Source organism: Devosia sp. MC532 (assembly GCF_016461625.1).
In the GTDB taxonomy this organism is placed as follows: domain Bacteria; phylum Pseudomonadota; class Alphaproteobacteria; order Rhizobiales; family Devosiaceae; genus Devosia.
Window position 1 is genome coordinate 231,199 of the sequence record NZ_JAEMNZ010000002.1, and the last position, 21,398, is coordinate 252,596.

The window sequence follows — 21,398 nt, forward strand, 5'->3', positions numbered from 1 at the left end:
ATGATGGGAAACGGTGCGGCGGGAACGAGCCGCCGCACCGAACTGTGTTAGTTTGAGAAGGTGTCGAAGTTCACTTCATCCACAAGTTCGCTGGCGCGCTTGCGGAACGGAAGGATGTCGCTCAGCGCCAGACTATCTGGGGTCAGCGTGCCGAATGCGGCGATGATCGGATGGACTTCAGCCGAAGCGTTGACTGGGTATTCGAAATTGGCTTCGGCGTAGATCTTCTGCGCTGCTGGCGACACTAGATATTCCAGCAGCTTCACGGCCTGATCCTTGTTCGGTGCGTGCTTGGCAACAGCAGCGCCCGAGATGTTCACCAAAGTACCGCCGTTCTCAAAGGTCGGAAGAATGACCTTGATCGCATCGGCCCAGGCCTTTTGCTCGTCGCCACCAGCGCCCGAAGCCATCAGCCCAACGTAGTAGGAATTGGCCAGCGCAATGTCGCAAATTCCGGCTGCAATATCGCGTGCGCCGTCACGGTCGCCGCCTGCTGCTGCACGGGCCTGGTTGGCCTTGATGCCTTCGAGCCAAGTCTTTGTTGCTTCTTCGCCATGCTTGGCGAGATAGGCCGCAAACGTCGCTGTATTATAAGGGTGCTGGCCCGAACGGATGCACAGGCGACCCTTCCACTCTTCATCGGCCAATTGCTCGTAAGTGATGGCGTCGAGATCAAGGTCCTTGGCCGCGTAAACAACGCGGGCGCGAGACGACAGGGCAAACCAATTGCCGTCCTTGTCGCGCAGCGTTTCTGGGATCGCTGCCGAAAGCACGTCTGACTGGATCGGCTGGGTGAGGCCCGCATCAACGAGGTCGATGAGGTTGCCGAAGTCGACGGTCATCAGAATGTCGGCGGGCGAGCTTTCGCCTTCAGCTTTCGCGCGTTCGATGATCCCGTCCTGCAGGAAGACGGTGTTGACGGTCACGCCGGTTTCGGCGGTGAAGGCATCGAGGAAAGGCTGCACAAGGCCTGGCTCGCGAGTGGTGTAAATGTTGAGTTCTTCGGCAAATGCAGGAACTGCGACGCCAAGCGCGAGTGCGCTGGTCGCAAAGATGATCTTGTGAAGCGATGCCATGGTGTTTCCCTTGTGGCTGACTCAAACAAGCGCGCCGTCGACGGAGAATTCTGCGCCCATGGCCGGGCAATAAGCTAAGTGGAATTATTGAGTCAAGAAATATAGATTGGAATTAGAATAGTTCTAAACCACAGATGTTTCTCAAGAATACTATAAAGAAAATATCGATCACGGAGAAAAGATCAATATTTCGTCTTCAGAGACATTTAGCTTGGCGGTGTGTCCGGGGTGCAATTTATAGCGCTGACTGGTGCGCATCAAAATGGGTTCGGATAATTCTGGAACCGCAATGCGCCATTCTTCGATTTCGCCCAAAACGGCATGGCTAAGAATAGTGGCGTTGATTCCGTCGGCCCCAAAACTGAGCGCGCGCGGCCGGATGAAAATCTCGCTGATCGCGTTTGGCTTATCGGGTGCTGGAAAACGTCCGAGTGCTGTGTCGAGCCATTGCCCGTTGCGGGTGGCCGGAATGCGGTTCATCCGGCTAAAGAACTCGGCCGTATAGGCGCTCTTGGGCGCGTTGAACAATTCGCTGCCGCGCCCGGCCTCGACGACCTTGCCCTCGCGCATCAGAACAATACGATCGCCAACCGCCAAGGCTTCTTCCGGGTCGTGGGTGACGATGATCGCGGTGGTGTTGAGCTCGCGCAGCAGCGCCACAACTTCCCCGCGCAAGGTGTCACGCAACCCCCGATCGAGGTTGGAGAAGGGCTCGTCCATCAAGAGAACATGCGGGCGGGGGGCCAATGCTCTTGCAAGGGCGATGCGCTGCTGCTCGCCGCCCGATAGCATATGCGGATAGCGCTCAAGCAAATGGTCAATGCCAAGCCTAGAGGACAGCTCGTCCACGCGTGTGCTGGCTTCCTGCTTCGTGAGTTTTTTCAGGCCAAAGGCAATGTTCTGACGCGCTGTCAGGTGCGGGAATAGAGCATAGTCCTGCAACATATAGCCAATCCGACGATGCTCCGGCTCCACAAACCTGTTGGGGGCAAAAACAAGCGTCTCGTCGATTGCAATTGTCCCCGCATGAGGCGTTTCGACACCGGCAATGGCGCGCAGCAGAGTAGACTTGCCGCAGCCCGAATGCCCCAAAAGACAAATGATCTCGCCATCCATAACAGCGAGATCCACGCCATGAAGCGCAACGACATCGCCGAAGTGCAGATGAATATCTTCGAGTTTTAGAACAGTGCGCCGTGCGGTCATTGCTGCATCAACCATTCGAGCTTTGATCGTGTCAATGTTTTACATGTCTTGTATGGTATGTTTGCTCGTTAAAGCACGTTTCTCTACTTCGTTTTACTCATCGCGTTTCAGCGCGCGGGCGCCTTCGTATCTGGCTGATTTTGATCAACTTTCTGTGTTCGAGGTGAATTGTGCGTTTACTCGCTGATGAGGCAAGTTTGACGCAAGGTTGCCGATGCAATTTCACCGCACTCGATCCCTCCTCGAGACGCGAACAAGGAATTGAAAATGAAGAAGATCGCATCCGCTCTCCTCGCCGTTGCTCTGGTTGCTGGCGTCACCGCGCCGACTTTCGCGCAGGCCACCACCCACGGTTGCACTTTCAAGGAAGCATCGTTCTGCGAAGCTAAGTCGATCCCGAACACCGACGACTAATCAAAATTCGGCAGCAATTGCTGTAGAATAACAAAAGTCGGCTTCTGGATTTCCGGAAGTCGGCTTTTTGCGTGAGGTCGGGCATGAAGATTCTTTTCGTTGAAGACGAACCGGAAATGGCCAAGTTGGTCCGTGCCGCGCTCACAAAGTCTGGTTTCGTGACCGATTGGGCGCCCTCTCTGGCGACCGCCTCCGAAACCATCCAAAGCACGCGGTATGATCTCATCGTGCTCGATCGTTCTTTGGGGGATGGCGAAGGCACCACGCTTATTCCCGTCGTCCGCAAGCTCTATCCCTCCATGCCCGTTCTGGTCCTGTCAGCGCATGGGGCAGCCTCCGACAAGGTCGAGGGGCTCAATCTTGGTGCCGACGACTACCTTGCCAAGCCCTTTATGGTCGATGAGTTGATCGCCCGGGTCCGCGCTTTGCTGCGTCGCCCCCGCGATGTCGTCACCGAAGCCTTTGCCTTGGGTAATGTCGAGGTCGATGTCACGCTCGGGCAGGTTAGCGTCAATGGCCAGCCGTTAGAGGTGCCGCGCCGCGAATTGCTGCTTTTAGAAAGCCTTATCCGACGTTCAGGGCGCACGGTCCGCCGCAGTCTCATTGAAGAAGAAGTTTATGGGTTTGATGACGAGGTGCAGGCCAACGCTCTCGAGCCCCATGTCTCGCGCTTGCGCAAGCGCTTAGCCGATGCTGGCGCGACAGCCACGCTCCACACTGTGCGCGGGGTCGGGTACATTCTGCAGGCTCAATCATGATGGACCGCAAATCGCCCTCCCTTGGCCGCAAGCTCACGGGCAAGATGATTGTCGTGCAGTTGTTTTCGCTCGCGCTGTTCTTTGGTGTGGGCGTGTTCCCGCTGGTCATTTACCCCATTGTCAGCCAGGCCGGCACAGCGCGGGCCATTGACCCCAGTGTTTCGAGCACGCTCGCGGCCAGTTTCGCTCAAGTCCAAGATGGCGAAATCGTCATACGGCCAAGCCCAGAGGTTCGTGACCTCTTCGTCAACAATCCCGACATGTATGTTTATGCGGTCAGTGATAGCGGAGCGACTCTGACACTCGGTGCCGTACCGGCAAGCGCGGAGCCGCTTATTGCTAACCTGTCTCAGGTCACCATTTTGGATCTGCGCACCAAGGACGCCAGTGGGCGCTTCTTTGTCCGTACCGAAAATTCCAGCATCGGCCCCGTCCACGTGCTTATCGGTAACGGCCCGACGGTCAGTGTTGTTGGGTTGTTGCGTAATGCCACGATCCTCCTCGCTTTCAGTATTTGGCTCGTACTCACACTCGTGACCGTCATTGCCATTCCGCTCATTGTTCGGCGCGAGCTGCGCGGGGTGAAGCTGCTGGCAGAGGACGCTAGCCAGATCAATTACGAAAACCGCGGTGATCGCCTGCGCGAAACCGGCGTTCCAAGCGAACTGCTTCCGCTGGTGAAGGCAGTCAACGCAACCCTAGCGCGTCTCGATATGAGTTACGCTGGCCGACAAAAATTCCTCGCCGCCGCTGCACATGAAGTGCGAACGCCAATCGCCATTCTGCAAATGCGGCTGGAAAACAGCGACGTTTTCCCGGAGCGGCAGAACCTCCTCTTGGACGTGGCCCGCCTCGCCACTCTTGCCGAGCAATTGCTCGAGGTGCAGCGCCTCGGCATCGTCAAAGGCGTCTTGGTGCCACTCGATTTGCGTGAGATCGCTGAGCTGGTTGTCGAAGAGATGGCGCCGCTTGCGCTCAAATCCGGCTATGATTTGGGTCTCGATATGGGCGACGCCCCGGTCATCGTCACCGGCGACAATCGCTCACTGCATCACGCCCTTACCAATCTCATCCAGAATGCCATCGCCCATAGTGGCGGGGCTGGAGCAATCCTTGTCCGCGTCGGAACAGATCGCACCATTTCGGTCACGGACGAAGGGGAGGGTATTCCCGCTGAAGCGCGCGAGCGTATCTTTGAGCCCTTTGAACGCCTACACCGCGCCGGTCGCGGAACGGGACTGGGACTCAATCTGGTCTACTCCATCATGCACTATCACGGCGGTTCAGTCGTCGTTTCGGATAGCGATAGCGGCGGCGCAAAGTTTGTCCTGCGCTTTCCGGAAAAGTTCGATGGATCGGCCATTCCAAGCATCTAACGCATTGGAAATTCTCATTTTCACTCGGTCTTTTCACTGAGCCGTTTCGATCGGCTGAATTGGAGCGGGGCGGGAGCTGGTGAAATCCTTCCGCCTAATCCGAAGAATCCACTTGCTTCGAACCGTACCGTACGGTACGCCATCGAACGGATTAACGCCGATGCGTTCGGTCAACGCGTGGAAGGTATGGTCGTGGCACTCGCCATCAAGGTCAACGAAGAGACGTTTACGCCCCGCCAGCAAGCAGTGCTGACGGCCGCGCTCGATCTTCTGGTCGAGAACGGTGACGGGCTGACAATGACAGCCGTGGCGCGCCGCGCCTCGTGCTCGAAGGAAACCCTCTACAAGTGGTTTGGCGACCGCGATGGTCTGCTCACCGCCACTGTGCAATGGCAGGCCGCCAAAGTGCGTATGCCATTTGTCGACCGTAGCCATTTGTCGCTTAAAGCGCTGCGCACCAGCCTTGAAGCTTTTGCGCGCGATCTGCTGATGACCATTATCGGCGAAGTGTCTGTCACGCTCAACCGGACAGCCATTACGCATGCGGCGCAGGAGAAGGATTCTCTGGGCAATATCGTGCTCGAGAACGGTCCTTTGGCCATTCGCCGCCGCCTCAAACCCATTCTGGAAGCTGCGCGTGACGCGCGCCTTCTGCGGTTCACCTCTAGCGAAGAGGCATACCGCACTTTCTTTGGTCTTGTGGTTCGCGATGTGCAGATCCGTCTGCTGCTCGGCGACAAGGCCCTGACCAGCTCCAATGTCGAAGAAAACGTCGAAGCCGACGTTAAAGCTGCGACAGATCAATTCTTGGCCCTTTACGGGGCAAAGGCCAATACATAAACAAACCGCTTTCCGAGGGAGACTCCCAATGCGCGTATATTACGATCGCGACGCCGATCTGAACATCATCAAGGCCAAGAAGGTCGCCATCATTGGTTACGGTTCGCAGGGCCACGCCCACGTTCTGAACCTGCGCGACTCCGGCATCACCGACGTTGTCGTCGGTCTGCGTCCAGGTTCACCATCTGCTGTTAAGGCAGAAGGCGAAGGCCTCAAGGTTATGTCGGTTGCCGACGCGTCAGCATGGGCAGACGTCATCATGCTGCTGACCCCAGATGAACTCCAGGCCGATATCTACAAGAAGGACATCGAGCCAAACATCCGTGACGGTGCAGCTCTTGCTTTCGCACACGGCCTGAACGTTCACTTCAACCTGATCGAACCAAAGTCGACCGTTGACGTGATCATGATCGCGCCAAAGGGCCCAGGCCACACCGTTCGCGGCGAATACGTTAAGGGTGGCGGCGTGCCATGCCTTATCGCTGTTCACCAGGACGCTTCGGGCAATGCACATGACATCGCTCTGGCTTATGCTTCGGGTGTTGGTGGCGGCCGTTCGGGCGTTATCGAAACCAACTTCCGCGAAGAATGCGAAACCGACCTCTTCGGCGAACAGGCAGTTCTCTGCGGTGGTCTCGTTGAGCTGATCCGCGCGGGCTTCGAAACCCTCGTGGAAGCTGGCTACGCACCAGAAATGGCTTACTTCGAGTGCTTGCACGAAGTGAAGCTGATCGTCGACCTGATCTACCAGGGCGGCATCGCGAACATGAACTACTCGATCTCGAACACTGCAGAATGGGGCGAATACGTCACCGGTCCGCGCATCATCACTTCGGAAACTAAGGCCGAAATGAAGCGCGTTCTGCACGACATTCAGTCGGGCAAGTTCACCTCCGAGTGGATGCAGGAAATCAAGTCGGGTGGCGGCGCACGCTTCAAGGCAACCCGTCGTCTGGCTGACGAGCATCCAATCGAAGCAGTTGGTCACCAGCTGCGCGACATGATGCCATGGATCAAGGCCGGCGCACTGGTCGACAAGGCAAAGAACTAATTTCTATTAGTTTCTCTATTGAACGGGGGTCCTTTGGGCCCCCGTTTTTTTGTTCCCACTCCAGACGACCAGTTGCCCAAAGTCCGCGTGTTTGCAGGCTCAGGCCGAGAGAGTACAGGCATGAAACGCCGTCGCGCGTCGCGGGGCGGTCTGCCCAATCTTGCTTGTCTTGTCGGGGAGGGGCGACGGCCAGCCCCTCACTGGCGGCGCGGGCGCGCGCGACAATGAGGGATGGCGACAGTCAAACGGGGTCCTGCGCTTACCAGGTGAAGCGCAGTCCGGCGGTGATGGTGTGGTTGGTTTGGCGGGCGCGGAGCTCTGCACCGTAATCCAGCGTCACATTGAGATTGTCGCTGAACACGGCCTTCGCACCGAGGCCGAGGACAGCTGCATCACGACCCGGATCGGTGGCGCTGACCTGATAGGTTGTTCCGCTCAGCGATTGCGTTGTGGTGTAACCCATGTCGAGAAGGTCGTGTTGCCAACGCGCTGTGGCTGACAGCTCAAGCTCAAGATCTTCGGTGAGGGTAAAGACTGTGTTGGCTTCAGCCCCCACATCAATGCGCAAGGCATGGTGGATGGCATCATCAACCTTGAGGTTGGATGCACCAGCACCGGTCTCGCCATAGCCTTTTGCGTTGATCACGTCGTAGCGCAAGCCTGCCGATGGGGTGAAGGTGGTGCCGCCGAGATCAAGCTGGTAGCCAAATTCCGCGCTCACGCTGGTATCGAGCGCATGCGACTCGCCCTTGGCCGTGCTGGCACCTACCGTGCGTTCGGTCTTGAAGTGCGAAAGCGCTAAACCCAGATCGGTTGCCACATACCACAGGCCCTTAGACCAATTGGCATAGAGACCGGCGTGGTAGTTGTCGGCCGAGGCATTGCCGGAATCGGCATTCCCCGAAGTTTGAGACTGGGCATAGCCAAGCGACGCCCCAATCCACATATCGTCGAGAACTTGGGTATCGCCACCAAAGATGACACCACCGGCGGACTGATTGAAGCCGGGGCTCGCGCCATTGCCGCGATTGGAAATGAAATTGCCGAAGCTTTTGACCCAAAAGCTCAGTGCTTGCGTTCGGGCTTCAGTCGTCGTGGCCGAGCCGATGGCGTCTAGGCCCTCATGCTGTGCGCTCGGGAAGAAGCTCAAGATTTGAGTGTCGGGGACATCTGCTGCGTGCCCACCATTGCGCAACTGGCCCATGCGTCCTTGTACCGAATGACCGAAATCGCGGGCGATATTAATCGTGCCCGGCGCAGTATTGGTCAAAATGGAGCCCGATTTTGGGGCAGCGTCGACACACGTGTGGCTCCCAATGTTCACACAGCCGGGGCCTTCAAAGACCCAAGTGACGGTATAGGGATACGAACCTGCGGTGCTTTGTTCATAGACGGTGAGAATGGTGTAATGGTTGCCCGCCGTAAGGTTGACGCTGGGCATCGTGGAGACGTTTCCCATATTGTTAGCGCCAACAATGAAATTCTCAATAGGTGTCGTTGGAGCGTCTGGGGAGTCAGGCGCGAATTCGCCGTTCAAAATCCAACTGACGTTGACGATCGGGGCGTTATCGTTGAGTGTCGTCGCTACGACCTTATAACTTCCAGTTTCGGTCACTTGGAACGCGTATTGCGAATAGATGAAACTCCAAGTGCCGTAGCGAGGAAAACTATGGCTAACGCCTTCGTATATCTGTGGTACGCGGGTCAACTGGGTCGATGAAGGCGTGGTCGAAAATGTAGAGGTTTCCGCCGAGGCGCCCAGTGAGGTTGTAAGGAGGGCTGCGGCCGACAGAGAGGCAACTGAGACCAGACGTGTCGTCCAGATGAAACGAGCAAAGGCATACATTAAAAAAATATCCGGCAAAGCGCGTATTAAAATTCTGAAGTTCTTAAATTCGAATAGATGATAAAGATTTAATCACGGCTTCGAAATGTGAATTCTCGTGGCGCTGCGTGAGGTTGTTAAGAGCTTTGCAGTAAGCTCTCGTGCTGCCGCTGTGGTCCTCATGGCCAAGACCGAATAGGGATGGTTGGTAGAGAAATTTTGCGAACTTTTGTATACCGCACTAGGCAACCATGACTTCCGTATTTCCCATCACCGCCCTCGATATTCGGTTTAGTCACGAAGCTTGGCCATTGCCGCAGGCTCTGCGCGCAGCGGTGGGGGAGACTTGGGCGCGCAAACTTCAAGAAAATCCCCATCTCTGGGATGGCCGCATCATCGGCGTTTCTGTTCCAGAAATTGACGGCAATGGCGTGTTGCGCGCCACAGCCTATGAAGATGCCTTCTCTGCCTTCATGACCTGGCGCGATCAGGGGTTTCCCGAGATTGGCCTGCGCAATCTGTTCGGTTCGGCGCTGATCATCTCCTCCGATAACGCAATTATTCTGGGCGTCATGGGCGCCGACACCGCCAATGCTGGGCGCATTTACCCGCCCGCAGGCTCGCTTGAGCCGCGTGACGTTCTGCCAAATGGGTCGGTCGATGTGCGGCGCAGCACTGAAATCGAGTTGATGGAAGAGACCGGCCTATCCTATGCCGATGGCGTTGAGGGAGAAATGGTTGCCGTGTTTGATGGCCCGCGCGTTTCCGTCGCTCGCGCCCTCTACTTTCCGCACACAGCCGAAGACATGCTCGCCACCATTCGCGCCAATCTGGATATGCAAGAAGAGCGCGAGCTGGCCGATGTTGTTGCCGTGCGCAGCAAGGCCGAGCTTGAAGCGTTTGGCGAGCCTCTGCCTTATGTGGCGGCGCTACTCTGGGCCTTCGAAACCGGCGGCTTTATTCGCCCCTAAAATCCCCTCGCAGTAGAGCAAAAAGCCGGTACAACTGGTGGTGCAAGTCAGCGCGGGGAGTCGCTGGCTGATCGTCTGGAGGGGCGAGATGGCACTACCAAAATTTCCGGTTTCGGGTGGATGCAGCTGCGGGCAGGTCCGCTACACGCTGAGCGCACCACCTCTGACCGTCTATAATTGCCACTGCAAAGACTGCCAGCGCGCGTCCGGCTCGTCATGGGGCATGCCGGTCGTTGTTCCGGATGCGAGTTTTTCTGTCACCGGCGAGGTGGTCACCTATCAGCGCACCGCCGACAGCGGCAATGTCATTGCCATGAACTTTTGCTCCACCTGCTACAGCTGGCTCTGGAACGATCCGCAAAGCCCCGGTTTCCGCATTGTGCGCGCCGGGACGCTCGATGATATCAGCTGGGCCAAGCCGGTCGGCAATATCTGGACGGATAGCGCTGCGTCTTGGGCGCCCATTGATCCAACACTTGTCAATTTTCCAAAAGGCCCACCGGGCCGCGAACCCCTCATCCAAGCATGGGCGAGGGCGAACGAGGTTTGAATATGACCAAAGACGACGAAATTGCCCTAGTGAAACGCCAGGAACTGGAGCTTGTCCTGCCTGCATTTAACGAAGACGTCGCCTATGCCATTGGCACGGCGATACGCGCCCGCGCGCTGGCGGAAGGCCTTGTCCTCGTCTGCGATATTCGCACTTGGGACCGCCAATTGTTCTTTACGGCGATTGAAGGGACGGGCGCAGACAATGCTGAATGGGTCCGTCGCAAGATCAATTCCGTGCGCCGTTTCCAGCGCGCATCCTACCGCCTCGTGCTTGAGCGTGGCGAAGTGCCATTCTCGCCGCAGTCAGGTGCCGATCCGGCTGATTATGTGATTGCGGGCGGAGGTTTCCCGGTTCGCGTACCGGGCGCAGGCATTATCGGTACCATCACGATTTCGGGCCTGCCGGGCCGTAAGGATCACGGCGTTGTCGTTGATGCGCTCTGCGACTATCTGGGCAAGGCGCGCGCTGACTATGCTCTGCCGGAGACTGCAGCGTGAAACGCGATTACCTGCTTCTCGACGTCTTTACCCGCTCGCCTTTGCGCGGCAATCCTCTCGCTGTCCTTACCGATGCCACGGGGTTGTTGGACGACGAGATGCAGGCCATTGCCAAGGAGTTCAATCTCTCCGAAACGGTGTTTTTCCTCAAACCTCTGTCTGAGCGGAATGCGGCCTCGATCCGCATTTTTACGCCCACGCAGGAGTTGCCTTTTGCCGGGCATCCGACCGTTGGCGCCGCTGTCGTTCTCGGCCTCAACGGTCGGGGCGGGGTGGTTCGGATTGAGGAGCAGATCGGGCTCGTTTCAGCCCTTGTCGAAAAGATCGACCACCGCACGGGCTCCGCGCGCTTTACCCTGCCGAAGTTTCCCGAGTTTGTCGGCGATCTCCCCGATACGCTCACTATCGCCCAGGCGCTTGGTCTTGAGCCGGAAGATATCGGGTGCGAGTTCTATAGGCCTGCGGGCTACTCGGCGGGTAATCCCTTCCACCTCATTCCGGTGCGCAGCACTGAAGTGCTCAAACGCGTCAAACCCAATGCGCTGATCTGGGAGAAGGCTTTCCCCTTCGCGCGGAACTCGGCCTATATTTTTACCCTCACGCCCAACGAGCCCGGCGTCGACATCGCCGCGCGCATGTTCAACGCTCGCCTCGAGGACCCCGGCACAGGCTCCGCCGCTGCCGCTCTTATCGGCATGTTGGCCACTCAGCTCGGAGACAATGAGCATGCTGATTTTGGTCTTCGTCAGGGCCATGAAATGGGCCGGCCGTGTCGAATGACCATCCACATCAAGAAAGAGGCTGGGGCACTGACCCACGCGGCCATCGGTGGCGACGCCGTCATCATCGCCTCCGGTACACTCGAACTATAGGGGAGGGGGCTAACGTCGCCTCTCTATTGCAACGCACAGGGAGATGAACATGGCGATATCTGCAAGCACCATACGCTTGGCTACGGCCGACGATCTTGCGGGTCTTGCCATCCTCTATCGCCAGCTGCATCCCGATGACCCTGTGCTGCGCGCAGATACGCTCAAAGCAAATCTGGCGCGGTTTGCCGTCATGCCGGGCAGTGGCGTGTTCATCGCCTTGGTCGACACCCAGATTGTCGCCACCGTAACCGTCGTGATCGTACCGAATCTCACCCGCGGTGGTCGCCCGTTCGCTTTGCTTGAGAACGTCGTCACCCACGCCGATTTCCGCAAGCAAGGGTTCGGTCGACATCTTCTCAGCACCGTCGTCGACCACGCTTGGCTTGCCGACTGCTACAAGATCATGCTGCTCACGGGCTCAGCAAAGCCCGAAGTCCTCGGTTTCTATGCCAATTGCGGCTTTGCCAATACAAAAACCGGCTTTGAAATGCGCCGGGTCAGCAAACGGCAAGAATAACCCAGTTCATAAAATCTTCCCGATCCCGCTCGTTATTTTTCAAGCCTCTCTGCTGCTAATCGAACGCATTTTGTCACATTGGTCTTGCAACGTGCTTTCAGTTCGCGCATTGTTGGAATTATCAGAAGCCGTACTCTTGGGTACTCGTATGCAGCGCAACCGCGCCAAAGCCATTGCAGTCGCTCAGAAGCAGGTCAACCAGACCAAGCTCGCGATTGTTGCTGCGCTGTCGCTGCTTCCACTCCTTCTCCTCCTTCTTATCAGCCCCTGATAACCGACAGCTCGATTTTGCGAGCGGGTGGTCAGGGGAGTGCGCATCTTAAACCGAACAGAGATTTTGTCCGGTCCAGTGAGCCTTTGCGCCCGGGCCGATAAGAAAGAGACTAGTATGACCGCTGCAACCAATTCCAATAAAGAACGCGTCTTCATCTTTGACACCACCCTGCGTGATGGTGAGCAGTCGCCCGGCGCGACGATGACGCTGGAAGAAAAGCTGCAGGTTGCTGAAACTCTGGACGAAATGGGCGTCGACATTATCGAGGCCGGTTTCCCGATTGCCTCGAACGGCGACTTTGAAGCCGTGGTCGCTGTCGCCAAGCACGTCAAGAACGCGCGCGTTGCTGGTTTGGCTCGCGCCATCACCGCCGACATTGATCGCGCCGCTGAAGCTGTGCGCCACGCCAATGCTGGCCGTATCCATACCTTCGTTTCCACTTCGCCGATCCATCTGGCCCACCAGATGAAGAAGACTGAAGACGAAGTGATCGAGATCATTGCGCGCACCGTGGCGCAGGCTCGTAACCTCATCGACGACGTCGAGTGGTCCGCAATGGACGCGACCCGCACGCCAATCGAATTCCTGATGCGCTGCGTCGACACCGCCATCCGTGCTGGTGCGACCACCATCAACCTGCCAGACACGGTTGGTTACGCTGTGCCGGACGAACATTTCCGCATGTTCAAGACCGTCATTGAAGGCGTGCCGAACTCGGATAAGGCGATCTTCTCGGTTCACTGCCATAACGATCTGGGCATGGCTGTTGCCAACTCGCTCGCCGGTGTTGCCGGTGGCGCGCGTCAGATCGAGTGCACGATCAACGGCCTGGGCGAACGCGCTGGTAATGCGGCCTTGGAAGAAGTCGTCATGGCGCTGCGCACTCGCGGCGACGCGATGCCGTTCTATTCCGAAATCGAAACCACACACCTCTCGCGCGCCAGCCGTATTGTGGCTGCCGCTGCGAACTTCCCGGTTCAGTATAACAAGGCCATCGTCGGCAAGAACGCCTTCGCCCATGAGAGCGGCATCCACCAGGACGGCATGCTCAAGAATGCTGAAACCTATGAAATCATGACCCCGGCGAGCGTCGGCATCAAGGAAACCACCTTGGTCATGGGCAAGCACTCGGGCCGCGCTGCGTTCAAGGACAAGCTCAAGGAATTGGGCTATGAGCTGGGCGACAATGCCTTCCAGGAAGCCTTCCAGCGCTTCAAGGATCTGGCTGACCGCAAGAAGCACGTTTACGACGCTGACCTTGTAGCGCTGGTTGATGACGAAGTCGGTTCGGCTGGCGATCGCATCAAGTTGGTTGACCTCGAAGTCATCTCCAAGACCGGTGGCATTCACAAGTGCAATTTGACCGTCACCATTGAGGGCGAAGAAAAGTCAGTGACCTATGAAGGCACGGGCTCGGTTGACGCGATCTTCAACGCCATCAAGCTGGCCGCAGACGCCAACCCGCATCTGGTTCTCTATGCGGTTGACGGCGTAACCGGGGGCACCGACGCGCAGGCATCGGCACACGTTCGCCTCGAAATGAACGGCCGTATCGCCTCGGGCAATGCTGCCGAGCCTGATACTCTGGTGGCTTCGGCCCGCGCTTATCTCAACGCACTCAACCGTGTTGTCATCGAGCGTGGTGCTGCCGCACAAGGCGCGCTGGCAGGCTAATCGCTTTTAAACACGCAAGTGTCATTATGGGCCTCGGCGATAAGCCGGGGCCTTTTGTTTTGCGCACTTGCACTGAGCTGTCGAAACTGGTCTAGCCGATCACTCGGGTGATGATGGAGTGTTGATGCTCAAGCGTGCAGAATTCCGCGGCGCCATGCTGGCGCTAGGTTTAGTTGTGCTCGGCCTTCTCGGACTGATCTGGTATCTGCCGGGCCTGCCGGGCGAGCTCTTGCTCCAAACCCTGCGCTTTCACATCCTCGCGCTCGGCGCGATTTTCGCCATCGGCGCGATGATCGCTGGCGCGCGTCTGCGCGGCATCCTCCTGCTCTTCATCATGATCGCCGGTGCCGTTCACAGCGTCACCTATGTCCGCGATTACCTCGGGCGTCGTCCGCCGATTTATGAAGCGCCCAAGGCAGAATTTACGCTGCTCTCGTTCAATGTCTTGTTTGATAATCCCACGCCCTCCAAGCTGGTGGATAGCATTCTGGCCAACCCGCCCGATGTTGCTCTGATCTTGGAAAGCCCCGGCATCAGCCATCAGTTTGATCGGCTCAAGCGCGCCTTGCCCTATAGCGTCGGCTGCGAGGAGGGGAAGGTGTGCGATATATCGCTTCACTCAGCTTTGCCGATGGCAAATGCCCGTGTGCAGCGCTTGCCGCCATTTGCCCGCGATCGTCTCGTCTCTGCCGAACTGACGCTCAATGGCGAGACCGTCACCATTGTCGGCGTACACCTCTCCAAACCCTATTTTGATGGGGCCTCTTGGGTTGAGCTTCAGGCCGTCGGCGAGTTCCTCAACACCATCGAAGGCCCAGTCGTTATGGCGGGGGATTTTAATTCGGCCCCTTGGTCCGATCCGCTTGCCACTCTGGCCGCCAATCAAAGCCTTGCCATCGGTGGCTGGCCTTCGGCCACCTGGCCGGTCAATCTCGGGCTGCTCGGCGTGCCAATCGACAACGTTTTTTCGCGTGGCAATGCGCGTATAAAAACCCTAGAGGCGGGTGATCCTATAGGGTCCAATCATTTGCCGTTGCGCGCAGAAATCAGCCTCTACGCCGCGCCCTGAGCCTGCTTGAGCGCGATGGGCAGCGCTGCCGCGAAAATATCCATTTCGCGTTCAGGCCCACAGCTGACACGGATACACCGATCATGCCCCGGCGATCCGGGCTTTCGGATAAACACGCCCTGTTCGGCCAGCGCATCGAGCACGGCCTTGGCAAACGCGCCATCGCGCTTGCAATCAATGGTCACGAAATTGGTCGCCGATGGAATGGGCTCTAGCCCGTGTTCTCTGGCAATGGCGTAAAGACGCTCACGCGACGCATCGATCGAGTTTAGCGCCCATTGCAAGTGTGCTTCGTCCTGCAGCGCGGCGAGGGCCGCCGCTTGGGTCAGGCGGGAAATACCAAAATGGTTGCGGATGCGATTGAAGGCGCGGGTTAGGCGCGCATTGCCAATGGCATAGCCGCAACGCATCCCGGCCAAGCCATAGGCTTTCGAGAAGGTTCGCATGCGCAAGACATTGGGGCGCGTCGTGTCGATGGCGGGCATTGTGCCTTCGGGCGCGCATTCGCCATAGGCTTCGTCGAGCACAATGATGCAGTCTTCCGGCACAGCATCAATAAACGCCTGAATGGTCTCGGCGGGCCACCAGGTTCCCATCGGATTGTCCGGATTGGCGAGATAGACCATTTTCGCGCCCACTTCGCGGGCCTTTGAGGCCAAGGCGATTGGGTCTTCATGGTCGCGCATATAGGGGACGTAGTGCAAATCCCCGCCATAGCCCGACACATGATAGATAAACGTCGGATAGCCACCCGCCGCCATAACCACCTTATCGCCCGGTGCGATAAACAGGCGAACGACCCAGCTCATCAGCCCGTCAATGCCCTCACCAATGGTGATTTCATCAGGCGAGACCCCAAACTTGGCGGCGAGAGCATGCTGCAGCTCAAAATTCTCTGGGTCGCCATAAGACCAAACACTGTCGGCATTGTCGCGAATGGCTTGCAGCGCTTTTGGGCTCGGGCCGAAGACAGATTCATTGGCGCCGATACGCGCGCGCGTCTTAATTCCGGTCCGCCGCTCAATCGCTTCGGGCCCGACAAAGGGTACAGTTTCGGGCAGAGTATCGACCACTGCGGTGAATGGCGGGACGGGCACAGGGCTATTCCTTCGTACGAATCGTCCCCCAGTCTACCCTCAGGCAAGCCACCCCGACCCTAGGTTTTTCGTCGCTGTTCTCTTCACCTCTCCCTTCGGGGGCTTCGCAGCGTGAAGAGATCGGTCCGGTGGACCGATCTTAGCGGAGAAGGCCGTGAGAGCTACGCTCGAATGGCTTGGTCGACGCGTAGCGTCGGGTGAGGGGGCCTTCCACACCTCCAGCCACACCCTAAACCCCTGCAATATCACCGGTCAAAACGCCCCCCAAAACCCCACCTCTCGCCCCCGTGATTAAACTCATCGGTATCGACAAATTTTACATACCCACAGCACTTTACCGGAATCTGTCGCATTTGACTTAATCTGAGTCGGACAGTGCAACAGCGCTGCAACTTGGGTCAGGCAAATTCGCGCCTGTTTCAACCAGTGTCTTCTCCAAAACTCATTGCGGAGCCTCCTATGCAATCATCGCACCTGCTCGCACGTGACTACCTGTTGCGCGCCGTGTCCATTCTCGAGGGGGATGACGACCGGACTGAAGAGATTCGATACATCATCGCGCGTACGGTAACGTTGTTGGAAGATCAGCAGGCGCAGCTGTCCACCTTCGGCGCCAATGTCGTTGAAATGTCAGACTATTCCTATTTGCGGTGCCGAAAAGCGCAGCCTGCCTAACTCTCAGCAAAGTTATACACATCCAGCATTTTTCACGCTGGACAGTCGGAAACTCGCTTGTTACATAGCACCCACTTTGGTGACGGCGGTTCACACCGCCTTCGGGTGCATAGCTCAGATGGTAGAGCAGCTGACTCTTAATCAGCGGGTCCAAGGTTCGAGCCCTTGTGCACCCACCAAAGTCTAAATCTCTTCATTGAGGTTTTGTTTCTTGGCTCCGGCCAAACCTTTTCGGGTGCATAGCTCAGATGGTAGAGCAGCTGACTCTTAATCAGCGGGTCCAAGGTTCGAGCCCTTGTGCACCCACCAAGGTTTTCTAACCTCGGTGGTCCGAATACGAAGGGATGAGAAATCATCCAAACCCTTACGGGTGCATAGCTCAGATGGTAGAGCAGCTGACTCTTAATCAGCGGGTCCAAGGTTCGAGCCCTTGTGCACCCACCAAGGTTTTCTAACCTCGGTGGTCAGAATACGAAGGGGTGAGAAATCACCCAAACCCTTACGGGTGCATAGCTCAGATGGTAGAGCAGCTGACTCTTAATCAGCGGGTCCAAGGTTCGAGCCCTTGTGCACCCACCAAGGCCTTCAGGTCTTCGTGGATTTTCTAATCTTAAAATTCTGTTCTGGCCGCACGATAGCCTCTTAATCGAGGCTCTCGGCTCGCCCTATGCGCAAGTGTCATGGCTTGTGTGTGATCTGTGCCTGACAAAGAGCATTCCCAGCTTGGCCGAGCAGGCGTATAGCGCTGCCAATACTCTGGGACAATTTTTCGATGTTTGGCATAGACTCGAGTTTTCTGTCATCGCTCCTGCAAGTAATTTTTATCGATCTCGTCCTTGCTGGTGATAACGCGGTTGTCATTGGTTTGGCCGCGGCCGGGCTAGCCTCCGACCTGCGTCGTAAAGCAATTCTCATCGGTATTCTGGCCGCTACGGGACTGCGCATTATTTTTGCGTTGATCACCACTGAGCTTCTCTCTCTGGGCGGAGGTTTGCTCGTTGCTGGGGGCGCGCTGCTGTTTTGGGTTTGCTGGAAAATGTACCGCGAACTCAGTGTTTCCCATCAGGATGAAGTTGAGGCGCACGAAGCCCTCGACAATGCTGATATCAATGCTGACGGACGTGTTGCCGGCAAGGCGCCAAAGAAAACCCTTCGTCAGGCTGTGACCCAGATCGTTATCGCCGACGTGTCCATGTCGCTGGACAATGTTTTGGCGGTAGCCGGCGCAGCGCAACATCACATCGAAGCAATGGTCTTTGGTCTGGCGCTTTCTGTAGTGCTCATGGGCGTCGCGGCGTCTTTTATTGCGCGTCTTCTGCACAAGTTCCGCTGGATCGCTTGGGTTGGTCTAATCATCATTCTCTTTGTCGCCGTTCGGATGTTGCTCGAGGGCGTTGGTAGCTTTGTTGCTATTCCGGAAATTCCGTTCCTCTACACGCCGCATGTGGCGGCTGCACATTAAGAGTTGCGAAACGATAGTGAAAAGCTCTCCGGCCTTTCACTGTCGCAGTAGGAATTTAAACATGTGAGCGTTTTATCTTCCGGATGTTGAATGCCGTCCGGAAGATGTTTTTATGTCCGCTGCAGTTAGTTCTGTTGATCGCGTCGAGATGTTGCGTCCGAGCGGCGCGCTTCGGGCGGATACTATCGAGCTGACACGTCGGCTGGTCAGTGCCGATGATTGGGATGCGATCATTTCGGGGTTCGACACGGTCTGTCAGGAGCAGATCTTCGCCTTTGCTCAATTGCGCTGGCCCTCGGTCACTCTGGAGCCCAATCTGTTTTACGTCAGCAATGTGCCAGTTGGTGGTGTGCTGATCATGATTCAGCGCTTGCCCGGAGGGCTATCCTCTATCGCTATTGCCAAGTGGGCGCCGATGATCGCTGACACCCAGCATCCAGAAGCTGATGCAATCTATAACGCTATGGTGGCAGCGCTGAAGGCCGAATATGCCGATAAGCGCGGGATGTTGGTGTCGATCCTTCCCCATGCCAGCACCGATCCGCACAATGCTGATTATGCTGCACTGCGCGGGGCAGGGTTCAAGCGCGGCTATGCGCTCACCTATCCCGATCGCTATCTCGTCAAACTGCAACTTTCAGAGGCTGAGCTGCGCGCCAGCTTTGATCAAACCTGGCGACGCCAGCTCACCAAGTCTGAGAAAAACAATTTGCGCTTTGAGCACGCCCCGCCCGAACAGCTCGGTGCGTTCAAATTGCTCTATGCCGCTATGTCAGAGCGCAAGCTGTTCCCCGATTTTTCCGCCTTTGACACGCTTGATAAGCTCTTTGTGCTCGATCCCACGCTGCGCCCGGAGCTGTTCTATGTCTACGAGGGTGACGCGCTCGTTGCGGGTGCGGTCATTTTTAAAGCTGGCAAGCGTGCTGTCTATCTTTATGGCGCGACCAATGCTGCGGCGCTGCCTTTGCGTGCGGGCTATTTCCTCCACTTCCATATCATCCAATGGCTCAGCCAGAGCACTGATGCTGAGTGGTATGATCTCGGTGGGACCGATGGTTTCCTTGGCCTTCATCAATTCAAAAAAGGCATGGTGGGGTCGCGTGGCGTCATTACCCCAGTCCCTCCAGTGGTCAATTATGCCTCCAACCCTCTGGCCTATGCCTTGGGTGTAGGGGCCTTAGGCGCGAGAGAGATGCTTCATCGCCTGCGCCGCACTCTCAGTCGCGCCAACCGCAATATTGCCCAGTCCGATCAACCATTACCGCCCTTGGATCGACAGTTTTCATGAGTTTTGCCGGACGGCTCGCGTCGCAGTCGAGCATTATTTTTGCCAGTCGCCTTGCGGGGGCGGGGCTCACCTTTATCGTCCAGGCGCTGATTGCCCGCGCATGGGGCGCAGCGATCCTTGCGGACTATATGCTCGCCATTGCAGCGGTAAATTTGATCGCCTGCTTCATGCCCTTAGGCTTTCAGACCATCGGCACTTACTTCGTTGCCGAATATGCGGCCAAGCGCGAAACCGGAAAACTCGTCGCCTTCATCAAGCGCGCTTATGCCCATGTCGCGATTTGCTTCGGCGTTGTTCTGGTGCTGGCGCTTTTGGGGCAGGGTGCGCTGCATCTGCCCATCGTCATTCTGGCCTGCGCCACTGCGGTCAATTATATCAGTGGTGCTGTGCTCGTGGGCCTCAAGCGCCCCTATGCTGGCTATTTCGCCGACAGCCTTTTCCGACCGATGATGGTGGTCGCCACTTTCCTCGTCTGTCTCACCTTCATCGAGCAACCGACCCAAGGCTTCGCCACCTTGCTGTGGGCCATTGCCTTCGGTTTTCTGGCGATTGCCGCGCTGCAGTTTGCCTATGTTCTTGCGATCCTGCGCAAGCTTCCCATTGCGCTTGAGCCGCCTCAGCCCGAAACCCGCCGCTGGTGGCGCTTTGCCCTGCCTTGGGTGATCATTGGTCTAGCCACCGATTTCTTCTTCGACATCGATCTTCTGCTGCTCTCGACCCAGTTGAGCAAAGAGGATCTGGCGATCTTTGGCGTCGTCAGCCGAATTTTCGTTCTGGTCTCTTTTGGTGTCGCTGCGGTCTATGCCGTCATTCTCCCCGAAATCTTCGAGCGCGAGGCTAATTCCGATAGGGCTGGCTTCTTGCGTAAAGTCGGGGAAGCCAATCTTGCTGCCAGCCTTGCGGCGCTGGTGATGCTGGTCGGGGTCATCATCTTTGGCCCCTTGGCGCTTTCAATCTTTGGTGAAGGTTTTGGCGCAGGCCTCTGGCCCTTGGTCTTGCTGTCGCTGGCCTTGCTGGTGCGCTCTCTCTTGGGCCCGGCCGCCATGGTGCTGTCGATCTACGATCACCCTTGGGCCAGCGTTCCGGCCGTGCTCATCGGCCTATCGGCGCTCGTCTTGGGCAATCTGGCCCTCGTGCCAGCCTATGGGCTCGTCGGCGCGGCCGTTTCGGCGTGCCTCGCCATTAGCCTATGGTCGCTGGTGCTCTGGCTCATCGCTTGGCGCGTCGCCAAGGTCGATGTCTCCATTCGCCAATATTTCGCGCGCTAGCCGCCGACCAACTGCCTGATCTGTTTCTTGAGGCGACCCAGGCGCCCCATATAGCCACTGTCATACGGCCCGTCCTGGCGCGTGTAGAATTTCTCGATGAGGAGATAGTCCTCGCCGAAGATGTGCTTTTCCAGCAGCGCCGTTTCCCGATAGCCGTAGCGTTTGAGCAAAGCGCGCGCCACGGCATTGTCAGGCCGCACATAGGTATAGGTCTTGTGAAACCGGCCATTGTCCCAATGCTCGTCGAAGGCCCGCATGCCAAACATGCCCAGCTTGGTTTGCCGTGCCTCTGGGAATACCCAGGACCAATAGCGGAAGACTGCGCCGCATTCCGGACCTGAAACCATCGCGCCACCCGGCACACCGTCGCTACACATGATCATGATGTGCCACGGGTCAATCGCGAGCAAATTGCGGAGGAAGGTTTTGTCCAGCCGCGCCGCTTCATGGGCTTTGAAACGCTCTGAATAATGGGGTGACTCGTGGATCACCGCAGCCAACTGCCGATGCACGAGGCCGATATCTGCGGGCGTCGCCGCCCGTACTGTCATCTCTGCCATGAGCCCCCTCAATGGACGCGCTTCTTGGTGCGTTTCGCCACACTAACAGGTTAGCTGTTAATGGGTTCTCACCTG

At 57.2% G+C, this 21,398-nt stretch carries 22 protein-coding genes and 4 tRNA genes; 21 read left to right on the forward strand and 5 right to left on the reverse strand.

The genetic code is table 11. The features are described 5' to 3' along the window. Window positions 1-47: 47 nt before the first annotated feature. On the reverse strand, window positions 48-1,076 hold the full coding sequence (locus tag JHC09_RS04065) for an extracellular solute-binding protein (protein WP_199530916.1): 1,029 nt from the start codon (window positions 1,074-1,076) through the stop codon (window positions 48-50). 168 nt (window positions 1,077-1,244) lie between these two features. Beyond that, on the reverse strand, window positions 1,245-2,297 hold the full coding sequence (locus tag JHC09_RS04070) for an ABC transporter ATP-binding protein (protein WP_248308876.1): 1,053 nt from the start codon (window positions 2,295-2,297) through the stop codon (window positions 1,245-1,247). 252 nt (window positions 2,298-2,549) lie between these two features. Between JHC09_RS04070 and JHC09_RS04075 the strand changes: the two genes are divergently transcribed. From JHC09_RS04075 to ilvC, 5 genes are all read left to right on the forward strand, one after another. Continuing rightward, window positions 2,550-2,696: a hypothetical protein gene (locus JHC09_RS04075; protein ID WP_169195190.1), complete on the forward strand. Its 147-nt coding sequence runs from the start codon at window positions 2,550-2,552 to the stop codon at window positions 2,694-2,696. An 83-nt stretch (window positions 2,697-2,779) separates the two neighbouring features. Next, a complete protein-coding gene (locus tag JHC09_RS04080) occupies window positions 2,780-3,454 on the forward strand; it encodes a response regulator transcription factor (protein WP_199530917.1) in 675 nt (224 codons plus the stop codon). Beyond that, entirely contained in the window at window positions 3,451-4,830 is a 1,380-nt protein-coding gene (locus JHC09_RS04085) for a HAMP domain-containing sensor histidine kinase (protein ID WP_199530918.1), read from the forward strand. The genes JHC09_RS04080 and JHC09_RS04085 overlap by 4 nt, the downstream gene beginning before the upstream one ends. A 192-nt stretch (window positions 4,831-5,022) precedes the next feature. Next, window positions 5,023-5,670, forward strand: coding sequence for a TetR/AcrR family transcriptional regulator C-terminal domain-containing protein (locus JHC09_RS04090; protein ID WP_248306511.1), 648 nt, complete (start codon window positions 5,023-5,025; stop codon window positions 5,668-5,670). Window positions 5,671-5,698: 28 nt separating this feature from the next. Next, window positions 5,699-6,721 (forward strand): ketol-acid reductoisomerase, encoded by a 1,023-nt coding sequence (gene ilvC / locus JHC09_RS04095; protein ID WP_182394074.1) that lies wholly within the window; start codon window positions 5,699-5,701, stop codon window positions 6,719-6,721. A gap of 259 nt (window positions 6,722-6,980) precedes the next feature. On the opposite strand, the gene JHC09_RS04100 is transcribed toward ilvC, so the two are convergent. After that, complete coding sequence (locus JHC09_RS04100) at window positions 6,981-8,567, reverse strand: autotransporter outer membrane beta-barrel domain-containing protein (RefSeq protein ID WP_199530919.1); 1,587 nt, start codon at window positions 8,565-8,567, stop codon at window positions 6,981-6,983. A gap of 230 nt (window positions 8,568-8,797) precedes the next feature. On the opposite strand from JHC09_RS04100, the gene JHC09_RS04105 reads away from it, so the two are divergent. The 8 genes from JHC09_RS04105 to JHC09_RS04135 all read left to right on the forward strand — a co-directional run bounded on the left by JHC09_RS04105 (window position 8,798) and on the right by JHC09_RS04135 (window position 14,973). Beyond that, on the forward strand, window positions 8,798-9,517 hold the full coding sequence (locus tag JHC09_RS04105) for a hypothetical protein (RefSeq protein ID WP_199530920.1): 720 nt from the start codon (window positions 8,798-8,800) through the stop codon (window positions 9,515-9,517). A gap of 88 nt (window positions 9,518-9,605) precedes the next feature. Continuing rightward, the gene (locus JHC09_RS04110; protein WP_199530921.1) at window positions 9,606-10,067 is read left to right on the forward strand and encodes a GFA family protein; all 462 of its coding nucleotides are present in this window, start codon (window positions 9,606-9,608) and stop codon (window positions 10,065-10,067) included. A 2-nt stretch (window positions 10,068-10,069) separates the two neighbouring features. After that, window positions 10,070-10,567: a heme-degrading domain-containing protein gene (locus JHC09_RS04115; RefSeq protein ID WP_199530922.1), complete on the forward strand. Its 498-nt coding sequence runs from the start codon at window positions 10,070-10,072 to the stop codon at window positions 10,565-10,567. Further along, window positions 10,564-11,439, forward strand: coding sequence for a PhzF family phenazine biosynthesis protein (locus JHC09_RS04120; RefSeq protein WP_199530923.1), 876 nt, complete (start codon window positions 10,564-10,566; stop codon window positions 11,437-11,439). Before JHC09_RS04115 ends, JHC09_RS04120 begins: the two co-directional genes overlap by 4 nt. Window positions 11,440-11,488: 49 nt before the next feature. Continuing rightward, on the forward strand, window positions 11,489-11,956 hold the full coding sequence (locus JHC09_RS04125; RefSeq protein ID WP_199530924.1) for a GNAT family N-acetyltransferase: 468 nt from the start codon (window positions 11,489-11,491) through the stop codon (window positions 11,954-11,956). A 136-nt stretch (window positions 11,957-12,092) separates the two neighbouring features. Further along, the gene (locus tag JHC09_RS17050; RefSeq protein ID WP_282567656.1) at window positions 12,093-12,227 is read left to right on the forward strand and encodes a hypothetical protein; all 135 of its coding nucleotides are present in this window, start codon (window positions 12,093-12,095) and stop codon (window positions 12,225-12,227) included. 117 nt (window positions 12,228-12,344) lie between these two features. Next, on the forward strand, window positions 12,345-13,904 hold the full coding sequence (locus JHC09_RS04130) for a 2-isopropylmalate synthase (protein ID WP_199530925.1): 1,560 nt from the start codon (window positions 12,345-12,347) through the stop codon (window positions 13,902-13,904). Between the two features lie 124 nt (window positions 13,905-14,028). Beyond that, window positions 14,029-14,973 carry an endonuclease/exonuclease/phosphatase family protein gene (locus tag JHC09_RS04135; RefSeq protein WP_199530926.1) on the forward strand — a complete coding sequence of 315 codons (945 nt, stop codon included), beginning with the start codon at window positions 14,029-14,031 and terminating at the stop codon, window positions 14,971-14,973. Here the strand turns inward: JHC09_RS04135 and JHC09_RS04140 are convergent. Continuing rightward, window positions 14,958-16,070: a pyridoxal phosphate-dependent aminotransferase gene (locus tag JHC09_RS04140; protein WP_199530927.1), complete on the reverse strand. Its 1,113-nt coding sequence runs from the start codon at window positions 16,068-16,070 to the stop codon at window positions 14,958-14,960. The two genes, JHC09_RS04135 and JHC09_RS04140, sit on opposite strands and share 16 nt — an antisense overlap. A gap of 459 nt (window positions 16,071-16,529) precedes the next feature. On the opposite strand from JHC09_RS04140, the gene JHC09_RS04145 reads away from it, so the two are divergent. From JHC09_RS04145 to JHC09_RS04180, 8 genes are all read left to right on the forward strand, one after another. Further along, window positions 16,530-16,745, forward strand: coding sequence for a hypothetical protein (locus tag JHC09_RS04145; protein WP_169195205.1), 216 nt, complete (start codon window positions 16,530-16,532; stop codon window positions 16,743-16,745). Between the two features lie 103 nt (window positions 16,746-16,848). After that, window positions 16,849-16,924, forward strand: a tRNA-Lys gene (locus JHC09_RS04150). A 54-nt stretch (window positions 16,925-16,978) separates the two neighbouring features. Further along, window positions 16,979-17,054 (forward strand) — tRNA-Lys (locus JHC09_RS04155). Window positions 17,055-17,113: 59 nt separating this feature from the next. After that, a tRNA-Lys gene (locus tag JHC09_RS04160) sits at window positions 17,114-17,189 on the forward strand. A 59-nt stretch (window positions 17,190-17,248) separates the two neighbouring features. Then, a tRNA-Lys gene (locus JHC09_RS04165) sits at window positions 17,249-17,324 on the forward strand. Window positions 17,325-17,517: 193 nt separating this feature from the next. Next, the gene (locus tag JHC09_RS04170; protein WP_199530928.1) at window positions 17,518-18,207 is read left to right on the forward strand and encodes a YjbE family putative metal transport protein; all 690 of its coding nucleotides are present in this window, start codon (window positions 17,518-17,520) and stop codon (window positions 18,205-18,207) included. 112 nt (window positions 18,208-18,319) lie between these two features. After that, window positions 18,320-19,495, forward strand: a complete 1,176-nt coding sequence (locus JHC09_RS04175; RefSeq protein ID WP_199530929.1) for a peptidoglycan bridge formation glycyltransferase FemA/FemB family protein — start codon at window positions 18,320-18,322, stop codon at window positions 19,493-19,495. Continuing rightward, window positions 19,492-20,763: an oligosaccharide flippase family protein gene (locus JHC09_RS04180; protein WP_199530930.1), complete on the forward strand. Its 1,272-nt coding sequence runs from the start codon at window positions 19,492-19,494 to the stop codon at window positions 20,761-20,763. Before JHC09_RS04175 ends, JHC09_RS04180 begins: the two co-directional genes overlap by 4 nt. Here the strand turns inward: JHC09_RS04180 and JHC09_RS04185 are convergent. Beyond that, window positions 20,760-21,323, reverse strand: a complete 564-nt coding sequence (locus JHC09_RS04185) for a hypothetical protein (protein ID WP_199530931.1) — start codon at window positions 21,321-21,323, stop codon at window positions 20,760-20,762. The genes JHC09_RS04180 and JHC09_RS04185 overlap by 4 nt on opposite strands. Window positions 21,324-21,398: the final 75 nt, after the last annotated feature.